The sequence below is a fragment of the Epilithonimonas xixisoli genome (assembly GCF_004365655.1).
Classification (GTDB): Bacteria; Bacteroidota; Bacteroidia; order Flavobacteriales; family Weeksellaceae; genus Epilithonimonas; species Epilithonimonas xixisoli.
Genome location: NZ_SOEO01000001.1, coordinates 504,314 through 516,642 on the forward strand (window position 1 = coordinate 504,314; position 12,329 = coordinate 516,642).

The following is a 12,329-nucleotide window of genomic DNA, read 5'->3' on the forward strand; positions in this document are numbered from 1 at the left end:
AAGAAAGGTTTTTTGAATAATAGAAAACGAATCCTTATTTTTGAAAAAAATAAAATCAATGTCCAGCTTCATAGACTTCGGAATTGCTCAAAAACAATATCACGGAATGAACAGAATCACACAGCTTTTCAATATCAAATATCCAATCATCCAAGGCGGAATGATTTGGCATTCAGGTTGGAAGTTGGCTTCTGCGGTTTCTAACAATGGTGGATTAGGGTTGATTGGTTCCGCAAGTATGTATCCGGATATTCTCAGAGAAAATATTCAGAAGTGTAAGGCGGCGACTGATAAACCTTTTGGGGTTAATATCGCTTTGCTTTATCCAAATATTGAGGAGATCATCAATATCATTCTGGAAGAGGATGTGAAGATTGTCTTCACATCAGCAGGAAATCCCAAAACCTACACCGAAACTTTGAAAAAAGAAGGCATTAAAGTAGCTCACGTGGTGGCGAGTTCCAAATTTGCTTTGAAGTGTCAGGACGCAGATGTAGATGCAGTTGTAGCAGAAGGTTTCGAAGCAGGCGGGCATAATGGGAGAGAAGAAACCACAACACTTTGCCTAATTCCAAATGTCAAAAAACATATCGATATTCCACTCATCGCAGCTGGCGGAATTGGACTAGGAAGTCAGATGAAAGCAGCTATGATCCTTGGAGCAGACGGCGTTCAAATCGGTTCTCGTTTTGCAGCGACAGTTGAAGCCAGTTCACACGATAATTTCAAAAACAAAATCACAGAACTCAAGGAAGGCGACACGCAATTGACTTTGAAAGAATTGGCGCCCGTTCGATTAATTAAAAATAAATTCTACCACGATTTGGAAAGTCTTTACGAATCTGGCAGAAATGTTGAAGCGTTGAAAGAAACTTTGGGAAGAGCCCGCGCAAAACTCGGAATGTTTGAAGGTGATCTCACAGAGGGCGAATTGGAAATCGGACAAGTTTCTGCTTTGATTGATGAAATTCTTCCCGTTGAAAAAGTTTTTGAAAATTTAATTAAAGAATTCAACGAAGCGAAAGTAGATTTGAGTTTATAAGAAACAAGATAAAAGGCAAAAGAATAAAATTTGAAAATCAGCCTGACAAAGTCAAATTTCTCTTTTCTTTTTTCAATTATCAATTATCATTCATCAATTATCATTTATGTTCTCCAAGCAAGAAGCGCAACAACTCAAGACAGAATTCTGGACAGCTTTCGGAAAGGCTTTCCCGAGGAAATGGTTGTTGTATGATACCAAAATCAAGGATTTTTCTTTCAAGTTTTATGCGGACAACAAAAAAGCTGAGGTTTCTTTGGACATCGAGATGAAAGATGAACTGTTCCGAAATGCTTATTATGAGAAAATTTGGTCACTTGAATCAATTCTGGAAGATGAAATTGGAGCGTTTACAAAAGATGAGTTTTATGTTTTGGAAAACGGAAAAGTCATCAGTCGAATTTGGGTGGAGAAAACCGGAGTGAGTATCTATAACAAACAAACTTGGCCAGACATTTTTGAATTCTTTGTAGAAAAGATGAATGCCTTTGAGATGTTCTTTTATGAGTATGAAGATTTTATCAAAGATGTTTAGTTAGCATTCAAGGAAATACATTTTACTTTTTACAAAATACATTTTACATTTATGAAAAACATTACGATAAAAGCCAACGACTTCTTCGAATTATTAAAACTAAAAGGGGAATCTATGTGGGATATTTTCGCCCAAATGATTGATGGTGAAGAGAAAGAAATAGGTTTTACAGATGAGCACGACCAATATATTTTCCATTACATTTTGCCAAAGACCTTAGAAAAATTACAAGAAGATAAAGAGCTTTTTGCCAAAGAATATGCGGAGAAATTATCAGGACTTAATTGAGTTTTTCTTCCATTCCAAGTATCCGATAATCGCCATCGCTGTGAAAACAATATATTGAATAGAAGTAATAGCTAATCCCTTTTTATACATCATCGGAACGCAAATAATATCAGCAACAATCCAGAAAAGCCAATTCTCGATGTTTCGTTTTGCCATAAAATACATCCCAACCAAAAATAGGGAAGTGGTGATGATGTCTGTATAATTGGCCCAGTCGAGATGATAAAGTCCCATTTCTACATTCTCCATAGAAAACTGATTATCGATGAAAGGTTTGTAGTAATAGATCAATCCTACCAAAAACAAACTTCCAAGGAACAAGACTGTTCCAATTTTCCAATCACTCAAACTTGCTTTTTTGACTTCCACGTGGATGCTGTCTTCAGAACTTCTTGACCAAAGAATCCAACCGTAAACACTCATCACTGTGTAGTAAACATTAATGAGCATATCACCCAAAAGACCGAAAACGTACATAATGTAAATGAACAAAACTGTGGAAATGATTCCCGTTGGGTAAACCCAGATATTTTTTTTGATAGAAAAGAAAACGCTGAGTGTTCCAAAAATGACGGCAACCGCTTCACAAATAATTAGATAAGTCTCGTAAGATTGGTACTGAGCAGTGAGGGTTTCTAGGAAATTCATAGACTCAAAGATAATTATTAATGTTGTAAAAAGACAATGCTTATTGATAATTAATACAGATAGGTAAAATTAATTAGTTAAAAAAAGTTAATGAAAGCAATTTTTTAATATTTTCGTAATTCAAAAATAAATATAGAAGAAAAAGCCCCCTTAAATTTTTGGGGATTAAAAAATTGAATTATGGCAAATATTTGGATTAAGAAGCCAATGGAAGCGTATGAAGCAGACATCAAAAAGAGTCAGCTAAAACGCGTATTGGGAAAATGGAGTTTAACGGCTATTGGAATTGGTGCTATCATTGGAGGTGGCATTTTTGTTTTGACAGGTACAGGCGCATATTATAATGCTGGTCCTGCTTTGGCACTTTCCTTCGTAGTCGCTGGTATTGCCTGCGTTTTTGCAGCGCTTTGCTATGCGGAATTTGCATCCATACTTCCCGTAGAAGGTTCTGCGTATGCTTATGCTTATGGAACTGTTGGCGAGATTTTCGCTTGGATCATCGGTTGGGGATTGATTTTGGAATATGCGATGGGATCTATGACGGTCGCCGTTTCGTGGTCGGGATATTTCGGAAAATTGCTCAAGATGTTTGGTCTGCATTTGCCATATTGGATGACGACTGATCCGGGAACTGCAAACAAAGCTTTTGGTGAAGCTACTTCGCAGATTGCGAAAGGAGGCTTGCCATTAGAAAAACTGCAAGCTTTTCAAGAGACAATCAACAATTTCAATGCAGCTCCACAACTTTTAGATTTTAAATTGTTTCTGAATCTTCCTGCATTGGTGATCGTATTGTTTGTGATTTCAATCTTAGTTAGAGGAACCAAAGGCGCGGCAAAAGCAAATAATGCGATTGTAATCCTAAAAGTTTCAGCGATTCTTTTCGTAATTATTGCAGGTGTATTTTTCATCAATGTTGAAAATTGGACACCTTTTATTCCAGAAGCTACAACAATCATTGAAAATGGAAAATCCGAGCCAGCCTATGGTTATGGTGGGATTATTGCCGGAGCCGCCGCTATTTTCTTTGCTTACGTAGGTTTTGATGCTGTTTCTACTCAAGCGGGAGAAGCTATTAATCCTAAGAAAGATGTTCCTTTTGCCATCATCACATCATTGGTGGTTTGTACGGTTTTATATATTTTGGTATCATTGGTTTTGACAGGAATGATGCATTACACAGACTTCAACCCACTTGGTAAATATCCAGACGCTATCAAAGCGCCGGTAGCTTACGCCTTTGATATTGCAGGACAAGCTTGGGCAGGTTACATCATTACAATTGCGGCTACAGTTGGTTTGATTTCAGTTTTGATGGTAATGATTATGGGACAATCCAGGATTTTCTTGGGAATGTCCAAAGACGGTTTGATTCCTCAGACTTTTGCAAAAGTAGATGCAGAATCTGGCGTTCCAAGAAAAAATCTTTACATTTTAGGAGCTGTCATCGCTATTGTAGCAGCATTTACACCAATCAATGATTTGGCGCACATGACGAGTTTCGGGACATTGTTTGCCTTCACAATGGTTTGTGTTGCCGTTTGGATCCTAAGAAAAAAAGAACCGAATCTTCAAAGAAACTTCAGAGTTCCGGCTTTGCCAGTGATTGCAACTTTAGGGATTTTAATCAATGTTTATTTGATTTTCAACCTAAGTCCAGAAGCTCAGAAATATTCTTTAATTTGGCTGGCTTTAGGATTTGTGATATATTTCCTTTACAGTAAGAAGAATTCAAAACTTCAAAACGGTGGATTTGGAGAGACTTTCAAAGCAGAGCAAAAACCTTTGGAAGACGTAGATATCAATATCGACAACAAAGATTAATCTTATAAATATAAATTCCGCTTTAACGAGCGGAATTTTTTTTGAGCTAATTGATTACATCGAACAGTTTTCCTTAATTTTATAAAATGAAAAAACTAATCACTTTTACATTCGTAACTCTTTCCACGTTTTTACTATCTCAGAAATTCAAAATCGATACATTACTGACAGATAAAATCAGCATCCGGGCTATTCAACTCTGGGATGGAAAAGTTTGGTATGCAGGTACAGATTCCAAGTTTGGATATGTGGATTTGAAGAATGTCAATAATAAAAAGCAACTCCAATTTTCTCAAAAATCTCTTCAGTTTCGAACTTTAGCTCAGAATAAAAAATATTTTTATGCTATTAATATAGAAAGTCCGGCTTATTTTTTTCAGGTTGATAAAAAGACTTTAGACTTTAAAGTTGTATTTAATGATAATGATTCAACAGCTTTTTATGATGCTATGAAATTTACGGATAATGATTTTGGCTTGGCATTTAGCGATCCGTCTGCAAATCAAAGATTAAATATTTCTCAAACCAGAAATGGCGGATCAAAATGGATTCATTGCAATGACTGTAAAGATTTTCCTTATTTAGAAAAAGGAGAAGCGGCTTTTGCGGCAAGCAATACCAATATTGCAAGTTTTGGAAATGTTATTTGGATTGCTACTGGCGGGATGAAATCTAGAATATATCGGATGAGATACAAAGATTGCAATTGGAAAGTATTCGAAACACCATTTGCTCAGGGAACTTCTTCTAAAGGAATTTATTCTATTGATTTTTATAGTGAGACTTCTGGAATAGCAGTCGGCGGAGATTACACCAAACAAGCTGATAACATCAACAATATCGCCACCACAAACGACGGTGGACAAACCTGGCAAATCCAAGCCAGCGGACAAAATGCCGGTTATATGACTTGCGTCAAATTCCGTCCGAAAACTAGAGGAAAAGAAATCGTGGCAGTTGGTGATCAGCACATCAGTTTTTCTTCAGACTATGGTAAAAGTTGGACAAAAATTTCAGACGAGAAAAATCTCTACGCCTGCGAATGGGTAGACAAAGACACTTTAATCTTAGCAGGAAAAGATAAAATCATAAGATTAACTTTTCAATAATTCTTACAAATAATCTTTGCTGAGCGTCTTCGCGAACACTGAAAATATTTTCATTAAGCTCAAAGAAACCTTTGCGGACTTTGCGTTTAAATCAAACATTAAAATCAAAATCCTTATTTTTGTACCGAATTAATGAAATTGAAAAGAGAAATTTGAAGATGAAGAACACGGTTATTTTTGATATGGACGGCGTGATTGTAGATACAGAACCACTTCACAAAAAAGCTTACTACCAACATTTCGCGGAATTGAATATCGAAGTTGACACAGAACTTTTCTCAAAATTCACAGGCAAATCTACCCGAAACGTCTATCAAATGGTCAAAGATATTTTCGGAATTGATAGTGAAGTTGAAGATTTAATTGCAAGAAAAAGAATTATTTTCTACGGTTTATTCGATTCAGATCCAGCTCTGAAATTGCTAGATGGCGTAGAAGTTTTGATTAATGAGCTTCACTCTGCCAATTTTCAATTAATTTTAGCATCTTCAGCAGCCAAATCTACAATTGACCGAGTTTTCAAACGTTTCAATTTATTTCCATTTTTTACGCATCTCGTGAGTGGCGAAGATTTCCCGGAATCCAAACCACATCCGGCGATTTTCATAGAAGCCCAAAGACTTTCAGGAAATGACAAGTCCAAATGCATCGTCATAGAAGACAGCACCAACGGAATTTTGGCGGCGAATGGCGCAGACATATTTTGTGTTGGTTATAAAAGTGAAAACAGTAAAAATCAAAACTACGAAACCGCAGATTTGGTCATTCATCATTTTGATGAGTTGAAAGTGGAAGAATTGGAATTGATTTAAGAAATCCTCTTTTTGTTTGAAGATTCCACCCATTCCTCTTTGCCACAAACCTTGCAAGTGCTTTTTTCGTGAGTCTCAAATTCTTTTGTATAACCGCAAAATGTGCAGGAATAATGAGCTTGTTGATGAAATGTTTTGACAGCTTTTTCTAATGAATTCGGCATTATTGGCAAACCATATTTGATGTCTTTGTCTTCATAATAAAATACGCTGATTTCACCCGAAATTTCCTCAATTGCTTTTTCGATTTGGCCAAGATGAGAAACACCTTTCAATCTCAATTCAGAGAAAAATTCATCCTCGCCAAGAGATTCTTTTTTGAAATCCTCAATGCAGAAAACACCTTGATCAATCAAACAAATTGGTTTTCCTTCAACCAGTTTTTCGAACTTTTTACTTTTGCTAATAATGTAAGTGATGATCGTGTAAAGACTGATGATCATTGTGAAAACCACCAAAGCCGGCATAATTCCAACATCTTTGTAAAACATCGGATCTCCCGCCGCAGAACCCAATCCGATAATTACCACCAATTCAAAAACGGATAATTGCTTAACACCTCGTTTCCCCAAAAGCCGAAGTCCGAAAATGATAATAAAGAACATAATACTTGTTCTTAGAATCGTTTCTAATAGAAAACTCCATTCTTCAGAACCGAGTAGAATTTGTTTAAGGTCGAAAGAATCGCTGGTGAGGAACATAGTTTTTTTGAGAAGCTATGTCAAAAAATACGCCAGAGGAAAATTAATATTTTGATTGTACCATTTGATACTTAAAAATATTTACTCCCCAAAAAACGCCATAGAACTCCCGATCCAAATCGCATCTTTCTTATTGAAATCTACATTCACCATCGCTGCTTTCGTCATTCTCACAAGATTGACAAGAAGTTCTGGGTCTTCTTTCTTTGGATCCCAACCAAATAGCAAACGGATTTCTGCTTTGGAAAATTCACCATTGATGTCTTCAAAAAGTGGAGCGTATGTGACTTTTCTTTGAAGGATGTAATTTTCCTTGTCATTAATTTGATTAATGATTTCTTGAGTCGGATCCAGATTGACGCCACTTCCTGCAAACGAGAAAAGTGGTTTCAATACAAAATTTTCAAGCGTTTCAGTCTCAGGAAAATCAGATAAGAAATAACTTTTCGGGACAAACGCGTGTTTCAACTTTGGAAGAATATATTTTGAAACTTTGAAAAACCAATTCGGATGCGTGACCCATTCAACATCCACATTTTCACGGAAATCAAATTCTGTTTTCAAGCCTTCGATCTTATCCAACTCATCAAAGATCACTCGATTGTAAATTCGGTTGATTGGAATTAATTTTCCATCTTTCTCATAAAATAATTTTTTGCCTTCTTTTTTAACTTTTGTCAGACAAACCGTTTTGATTCCCAACAATTGCTCTGTCAATATAAAATCAACCGCTGTTTTTTGCTTCTCAGGATAGATTTCCAGCAAGATGACATTCTCAGGATTCTCGTCTCCTACAATTACAGCTTTCAATTTTTCAACAAATTCTTCCTGTGAAAGTGACTTTTTCAAATCATTCAAAAAAGGATAAACTTCCGTGATCACTTCCTCAAATAATCTTTGAAAACCGAACAAACTTGGGAAAGCCTGCAACTCTATCAACTGCGGAATGATCTCGCCATTTTCATCCTGACAAATTCCGAAATCAATCGCCAAAAAATGAGGTTGCTTGGTGTCATTCGGAACGTTGCAATTGGCAGGAATCGCTTTGCTCAGTTCTTCATCAGACATATTTTTGATTTGCGAAATGATTGACTTCGAAGCGTCGTCCAGCTTGTTCCAAAAATCATTAGTAAGGAAAATCGGACTTTCAGAAAGGCGAAACGCGGCTTCGTGACCGCATTTCTCTATGATTAGCTCGTGTGTTTTCTTGTAAGTTTCTGCAGAAAATTCTATGTTAAATTGGGTTCTGTATTTTGGAATCATAGTTTGTGTTTGGTGTTTTTTTTAATTAACTATAAGCTAAATTTTTCGCAATTTTTTCTGAAGCAAATTTCAGAAACCTTGGAATGATTTGCGCTTGTGTCAGTACAATCTTGTCTTCATCATTCATTCTGTCGATGGTTTCTAGATATTTTTCCATTCCGAAAGTTTCGATCATTGCAGTCTTATTTTTTTCATCCTCCAGATTTTTCACAAATCCTGTTGGATCAGCTTCTGGATGGAATTGTGTTCCAAAGATTTCATCGGAAAAACGAACCGCCATCAGCGCTCTTTCCAAATGAACTGTTGGGCGGATTTTTTCAAGAGCGACAACTTTCATTCCCAATTCATCGATTTTTTCCTGATTTGGTTCAATGCATTGATAACCTCTGGAATCTACTGCGTAGAAAGGATCTGGCAAGTTTTTGAACAAAAATTCTTTCTCGCCGTCTTCCGATTTGTGAATGGGCATCACGCCAAAAGAATAGGATTTTCTCTTGCAAACATTTGCAATTCCAAAATGAATCACCGCCAATTGGAAAGAATGACAAACCAAAAAAGCGTATTTTTTCTGTTCATTATTTTGATTATGTTCCCAAATTTGATTTAAGAAATCAGCATATTTATTTTCCCATTCGTAGCCTTCTCTGTGAGGATTTCCAGGTCCTCCGGAAGATAAAAATATATCAAAGTCATTAATGTTTGGTATTTCGTTTTTGTAACGAACGTCGAAGATTTCTACCGAAACATTATCGTCGGACTGCTCCTGAAAAGTTTGAGATAATTCTTTAATATTGCGCATCCCTTGATTCGGATGGTTATTATTCATATCCAAAAGCGCAATTCTTACATCATTCTTACTCATATTCATAAATTTTCTACAAAATTAAGAATTTTAAATTTGAGGTCATTTTATATGAAAAATCGGATTCATCAGTTATCAATTAAAACAATCCTTTTTCCGTCTCATAAATCATATAATCCACGACTTTTTTCAGGTCGCCACCACTTTCGTGGAAGACTTTCAATTGACGGTCTGCGCCAGTTCCCATTTTGCAGATTTCTCTCGCATATTCCACTTCCTTTCTACAGCCCAAATCATCAACAACATCATCGATGAAAGCCAATAATTCTTCCAAAAGGTCACGATAAGGAACGCTTGCTTCTTTCCCAAAATCAATCAGATGAGCATCGATTCCGTCTTTGGAAGCGCGCCATTTGTTTTCGGTCAATAGCAATCTTCTGTAACTTCTGTAGCTCGTATTTTGCTGGTGCATTTTGTATATTTTTGCCACCAGCGATTGCATAATTGCCGCAAGACAAACCGTTTCGTCAATCGTCATTGGCATATCGCAAATCCTGAATTCGATAGTCGGGTAGAAGGGATGAACTCGCAAATCCCACCAGATTTTCTTGGCATTGTCGATCGTTCCGGTTTTTACCATTAGATTCACATACGCATCAAACTCCGCAACACTACCGAAATAACTTGGCAAACCTGTTCTTGGGAACTTAGCGAAAACTTCCTGTCTGTAAGATTTGAAGCCCGTCAATCTCCCAACCCAAAACGGCGAATTGGTGGACAAAGCGTAAACGTGTGGCAAGAAATAGCGCATCACATTTTGAATTCTAATTCCCTCTTCACGATCTGGAATCCCGATGTGAACGTGCAATCCGAAGATTAGATTTGATCTTGCAACATCGCCCAAATCGCTGACAATTTTGTCGTATCTCGCATCTTTTGTGATAAGGTTGTCTTTCCAATGCGAAAATGGATGTGTTCCACCACCAGAAACTCGCAATCCCTGGTCGTGAGCCGTTTTTACAAGATGTCTTCTGAGGTCTGTTAATTCTTGTCGTGCTTGTTGGATATTTTCACAGATGCCAGTTTCCATTTCCACCACAGATTCGTGCATTTCGTGTTTTAAGTTTTCGCTGAGAACGGCTTTTCCACCTTCGATTATTTTTGAAACGTGCGAGACCAGATCCCGAGTTTCTGCGTCTATGATTTGATATTCTTCTTCTACACCTATTGTAAATCTGTGCATATTATTTGTGTTTGTTAGTTAAAGTTAGTTAGTAGTTGCTTTATTAATGATACAATTTGGGCAGCTTAATCCACTTTCCGCTCCCAAACCTAACGAAGTGGTTCGACGAAGTCAATCTTTTTTGCTCAAGATTTCAGTTTAAGTAGAACTCGAGTACAAGCAAAAAAGGATTCGCTTAAACCTAACGCAGTGGTTCATCGATTCAAATAAAAAAATAGAAAAGATTAGATAAGTCGGGCTGCAAAGATTCTGCGTTCCAAATTGTGTCATCAAATAAAATTTTAAAGTTTATTTGTTACAAATTTCCCCCAGTTGATATTCACTTTTCCTGGTTTGTAATCTTTTGCTTTTTCGATGGCCAATTTTGCAGAGTGCTCTACAATCCAAGCAAAGTTTTCTTCTCCAACAGAATTCTTGTCCGCATCTGGCGCAGGATTACAGAAGTCAATCGCGTAAGGAATGCCGTCTCTCACCGCAAATTCTACGGTGTTGAAATCATAGCCCAATGCTTCATTCATTTTTAAAGTATAATCCGTGATGGTTTTAAGCAACTTTTCTCTTGCTGCACCTTCGGTTTGATGTGTTGTTGCATATCTCAAATGATGTGGATTTCTAGGTTCGTACGGCATTATGTGAACGTACTTTCTGCCCAAACAATACACGCGATAGTAATCCTCGAAAATGATTTCTTCCTGCACCATCATTACCAACTGCTCTGTCTCAGCGTGTTTTGCCCACATATCTTCTGGACTTTCAACTCTGTAAACATTTCTCCAGCCTCCACCATCGTGCGGTTTCATATAAGCTGGAAATCCAACATAATCAAAAATATAATCCCAATCGTGAGGGAATTTTAAGTTTCTGAATGATGTTTCTGATGTGTTTTCTGGTCTTTCATAAGACGGGAGCAAAACTGTTTTCGGCAAAGGAATTCCGATTTTTGACATCAATGCGTTGTTGAAAAATTTCTCATCTGCGCTCCACCAAAATGGATTGTTGATGACGTAAGTTCCGCTCATTGCTGCATTTTTAAGATAAGCTCTGTAGAATGGAACGTCTTGCGAAATTCTGTCGATAATCACGGCGTAACCGTAATCTGCGCCTTGTTCCAATTTGTCAATTTGGACAGCTTCTGCGATGTATTCGCCTTTCCCGAGTTCGTTCACTTTATCAATAAATGCCCACGGAAAAGTGTCTTCCATTCCGAATAAAATTCCAATTTTTTTTGCCATAATTTATGATTTGTTAATTTGTTAATTTGTTGAATCGTTTATTGTATATTTCAAAGTTTAGCGATTTTACAATTTTACGATTAATGAGTATTCAATAATTTTTATCCAAAAAACCGCCCAATGAATTTCGGGAAAACCATTCTCCAAAGTACCCAATCGTGGTCTATCCATTTTGCTTCATCATACCAGTGATTGATTCCTTTTGATGTTAAAATGCCTGCCATTTTTCTCGTTGGTTCAAGGCAAATGTCACGGTCAGAAGTACTGAGGACGATGTGCATATGCTTGTACTTCCAGGCTTCATCATTCTTGATAAATTCATCTGGACAATTGAAATAAATTAATTGGTCATCATAACCATCCATAAAACTTCTAATTGTAAAAGCGCCAGACAGACAGAAAAGATGTGAAACCAAATCCGGAAACCTAAAAGCAAAATTAGCTGCGTGATAACCACCGAAACTTGCGCCTGCTACGACAACTCGATGCGTATTGTGCGTTCTCTGGATGTATGGAATAAACTCCTGAACCAAGAACTGAACGTACATTTCGTAGTTTCGAATTCTTTCGTAAGGCGAAATTCCCTTGTCGTAGAAACTGAATTTGTCGATAGTTTGAATATTAAACAATTTCAATTTTCCACTGTCTGTAAAATGCGAAATGCTTCCGTTGAGATGGAAATCTGCATTCTGAGTATAAGAACCTTGTGACGTCGGAAACATAATAACTGGAATTCCAAAATGTCCGGTAACTTCCACCTGAAGGCTCATCCCGAGAATATGTGAGTAGTAATCTGTATGTGTAATTTGAGGCATACCTTTTTATAATTG

The 12,329-nt window shown here is 36.9% G+C and carries 13 protein-coding genes; 6 read left to right on the forward strand and 7 right to left on the reverse strand.

Features of this window, described 5'->3' with window-relative positions; translation table 11 throughout:
• Positions 1 to 106 precede the first annotated feature (106 nt).
• The 3 genes from B0I22_RS02395 (at position 107) to B0I22_RS02405 (ending at position 1,865) form a co-directional block, all read left to right on the forward strand.
• Complete coding sequence (locus B0I22_RS02395; RefSeq protein ID WP_133943941.1) at positions 107 to 1,042, forward strand: NAD(P)H-dependent flavin oxidoreductase; 936 nt, start codon at positions 107 to 109, stop codon at positions 1,040 to 1,042.
• A gap of 106 nt (positions 1,043 to 1,148) precedes the next feature.
• On the forward strand, positions 1,149 to 1,577 hold the full coding sequence (locus B0I22_RS02400; protein ID WP_133943009.1) for a DUF4268 domain-containing protein: 429 nt from the start codon (positions 1,149 to 1,151) through the stop codon (positions 1,575 to 1,577).
• 51 nt (positions 1,578 to 1,628) lie between these two features.
• Positions 1,629 to 1,865: a hypothetical protein gene (locus B0I22_RS02405; protein ID WP_133943010.1), complete on the forward strand. Its 237-nt coding sequence runs from the start codon at positions 1,629 to 1,631 to the stop codon at positions 1,863 to 1,865.
• Here the strand turns inward: B0I22_RS02405 and pnuC are convergent.
• On the reverse strand, positions 1,851 to 2,513 hold the full coding sequence (pnuC, locus tag B0I22_RS02410; protein ID WP_133943011.1) for a nicotinamide riboside transporter PnuC: 663 nt from the start codon (positions 2,511 to 2,513) through the stop codon (positions 1,851 to 1,853). The two genes, B0I22_RS02405 and pnuC, sit on opposite strands and share 15 nt — an antisense overlap.
• A 180-nt stretch (positions 2,514 to 2,693) precedes the next feature.
• Between pnuC and B0I22_RS02415 the strand changes: the two genes are divergently transcribed.
• The 3 genes from B0I22_RS02415 (at position 2,694) to B0I22_RS02425 (ending at position 6,258) form a co-directional block, all read left to right on the forward strand.
• Positions 2,694 to 4,337 carry an APC family permease gene (locus B0I22_RS02415; protein ID WP_133943012.1) on the forward strand — a complete coding sequence of 548 codons (1,644 nt, stop codon included), beginning with the start codon at positions 2,694 to 2,696 and terminating at the stop codon, positions 4,335 to 4,337.
• An 86-nt stretch (positions 4,338 to 4,423) separates the two neighbouring features.
• Positions 4,424 to 5,446 (forward strand): WD40/YVTN/BNR-like repeat-containing protein, encoded by a 1,023-nt coding sequence (locus tag B0I22_RS02420; RefSeq protein WP_133943013.1) that lies wholly within the window; start codon positions 4,424 to 4,426, stop codon positions 5,444 to 5,446.
• 158 nt (positions 5,447 to 5,604) lie between these two features.
• Positions 5,605 to 6,258: an HAD family hydrolase gene (locus B0I22_RS02425; protein ID WP_133943014.1), complete on the forward strand. Its 654-nt coding sequence runs from the start codon at positions 5,605 to 5,607 to the stop codon at positions 6,256 to 6,258.
• Here B0I22_RS02425 and B0I22_RS02430 read toward each other — a convergent pair.
• The 6 genes from B0I22_RS02430 to B0I22_RS02455 all read right to left on the reverse strand — a co-directional run bounded on the left by B0I22_RS02430 (position 6,255) and on the right by B0I22_RS02455 (position 12,314).
• Positions 6,255 to 6,959 (reverse strand): YetF domain-containing protein, encoded by a 705-nt coding sequence (locus B0I22_RS02430; RefSeq protein ID WP_133943015.1) that lies wholly within the window; start codon positions 6,957 to 6,959, stop codon positions 6,255 to 6,257. The genes B0I22_RS02425 and B0I22_RS02430 overlap by 4 nt on opposite strands.
• An 81-nt stretch (positions 6,960 to 7,040) precedes the next feature.
• Positions 7,041 to 8,222 (reverse strand): hypothetical protein, encoded by a 1,182-nt coding sequence (locus B0I22_RS02435; RefSeq protein ID WP_133943016.1) that lies wholly within the window; start codon positions 8,220 to 8,222, stop codon positions 7,041 to 7,043.
• Positions 8,223 to 8,247: 25 nt separating this feature from the next.
• Entirely contained in the window at positions 8,248 to 9,084 is an 837-nt protein-coding gene (locus B0I22_RS02440) for a type 1 glutamine amidotransferase (protein ID WP_246022129.1), read from the reverse strand.
• A 79-nt stretch (positions 9,085 to 9,163) separates the two neighbouring features.
• Positions 9,164 to 10,267 carry a carboxylate-amine ligase gene (locus B0I22_RS02445; protein WP_133943017.1) on the reverse strand — a complete coding sequence of 368 codons (1,104 nt, stop codon included), beginning with the start codon at positions 10,265 to 10,267 and terminating at the stop codon, positions 9,164 to 9,166.
• A 281-nt stretch (positions 10,268 to 10,548) separates the two neighbouring features.
• The gene (locus B0I22_RS02450; protein WP_133943018.1) at positions 10,549 to 11,499 is read right to left on the reverse strand and encodes an ATP-grasp domain-containing protein; all 951 of its coding nucleotides are present in this window, start codon (positions 11,497 to 11,499) and stop codon (positions 10,549 to 10,551) included.
• Positions 11,500 to 11,600: 101 nt separating this feature from the next.
• The gene (locus B0I22_RS02455; protein ID WP_133943019.1) at positions 11,601 to 12,314 is read right to left on the reverse strand and encodes an alpha/beta hydrolase-fold protein; all 714 of its coding nucleotides are present in this window, start codon (positions 12,312 to 12,314) and stop codon (positions 11,601 to 11,603) included.
• Positions 12,315 to 12,329: the final 15 nt, after the last annotated feature.

Bases quoted from the DNA above. Each gene is read 5' to 3' on its own strand.
- B0I22_RS02395 (WP_133943941.1), top strand. From the start codon at position 107: ATGAACAGAATCACACAGCTTTTCAATATCAAATATCCAATCATCCAA.
- B0I22_RS02400 (WP_133943009.1), top strand. From the start codon at position 1,149: ATGTTCTCCAAGCAAGAAGCGCAACAACTCAAGACAGAATTCTGGACA.
- B0I22_RS02405 (WP_133943010.1), top strand. From the start codon at position 1,629: ATGAAAAACATTACGATAAAAGCCAACGACTTCTTCGAATTATTAAAA.
- pnuC (WP_133943011.1), bottom strand. From the start codon at position 2,513: ATGAATTTCCTAGAAACCCTCACTGCTCAGTACCAATCTTACGAGACT.
- B0I22_RS02415 (WP_133943012.1), top strand. From the start codon at position 2,694: ATGGCAAATATTTGGATTAAGAAGCCAATGGAAGCGTATGAAGCAGAC.
- B0I22_RS02420 (WP_133943013.1), top strand. From the start codon at position 4,424: ATGAAAAAACTAATCACTTTTACATTCGTAACTCTTTCCACGTTTTTA.
- B0I22_RS02425 (WP_133943014.1), top strand. From the start codon at position 5,605: ATGAAGAACACGGTTATTTTTGATATGGACGGCGTGATTGTAGATACA.
- B0I22_RS02430 (WP_133943015.1), bottom strand. From the start codon at position 6,959: ATGTTCCTCACCAGCGATTCTTTCGACCTTAAACAAATTCTACTCGGT.
- B0I22_RS02435 (WP_133943016.1), bottom strand. From the start codon at position 8,222: ATGATTCCAAAATACAGAACCCAATTTAACATAGAATTTTCTGCAGAA.
- B0I22_RS02440 (WP_246022129.1), bottom strand. From the start codon at position 9,084: ATGAGTAAGAATGATGTAAGAATTGCGCTTTTGGATATGAATAATAAC.
- B0I22_RS02445 (WP_133943017.1), bottom strand. From the start codon at position 10,267: ATGCACAGATTTACAATAGGTGTAGAAGAAGAATATCAAATCATAGAC.
- B0I22_RS02450 (WP_133943018.1), bottom strand. From the start codon at position 11,499: ATGGCAAAAAAAATTGGAATTTTATTCGGAATGGAAGACACTTTTCCG.
- B0I22_RS02455 (WP_133943019.1), bottom strand. From the start codon at position 12,314: ATGCCTCAAATTACACATACAGATTACTACTCACATATTCTCGGGATG.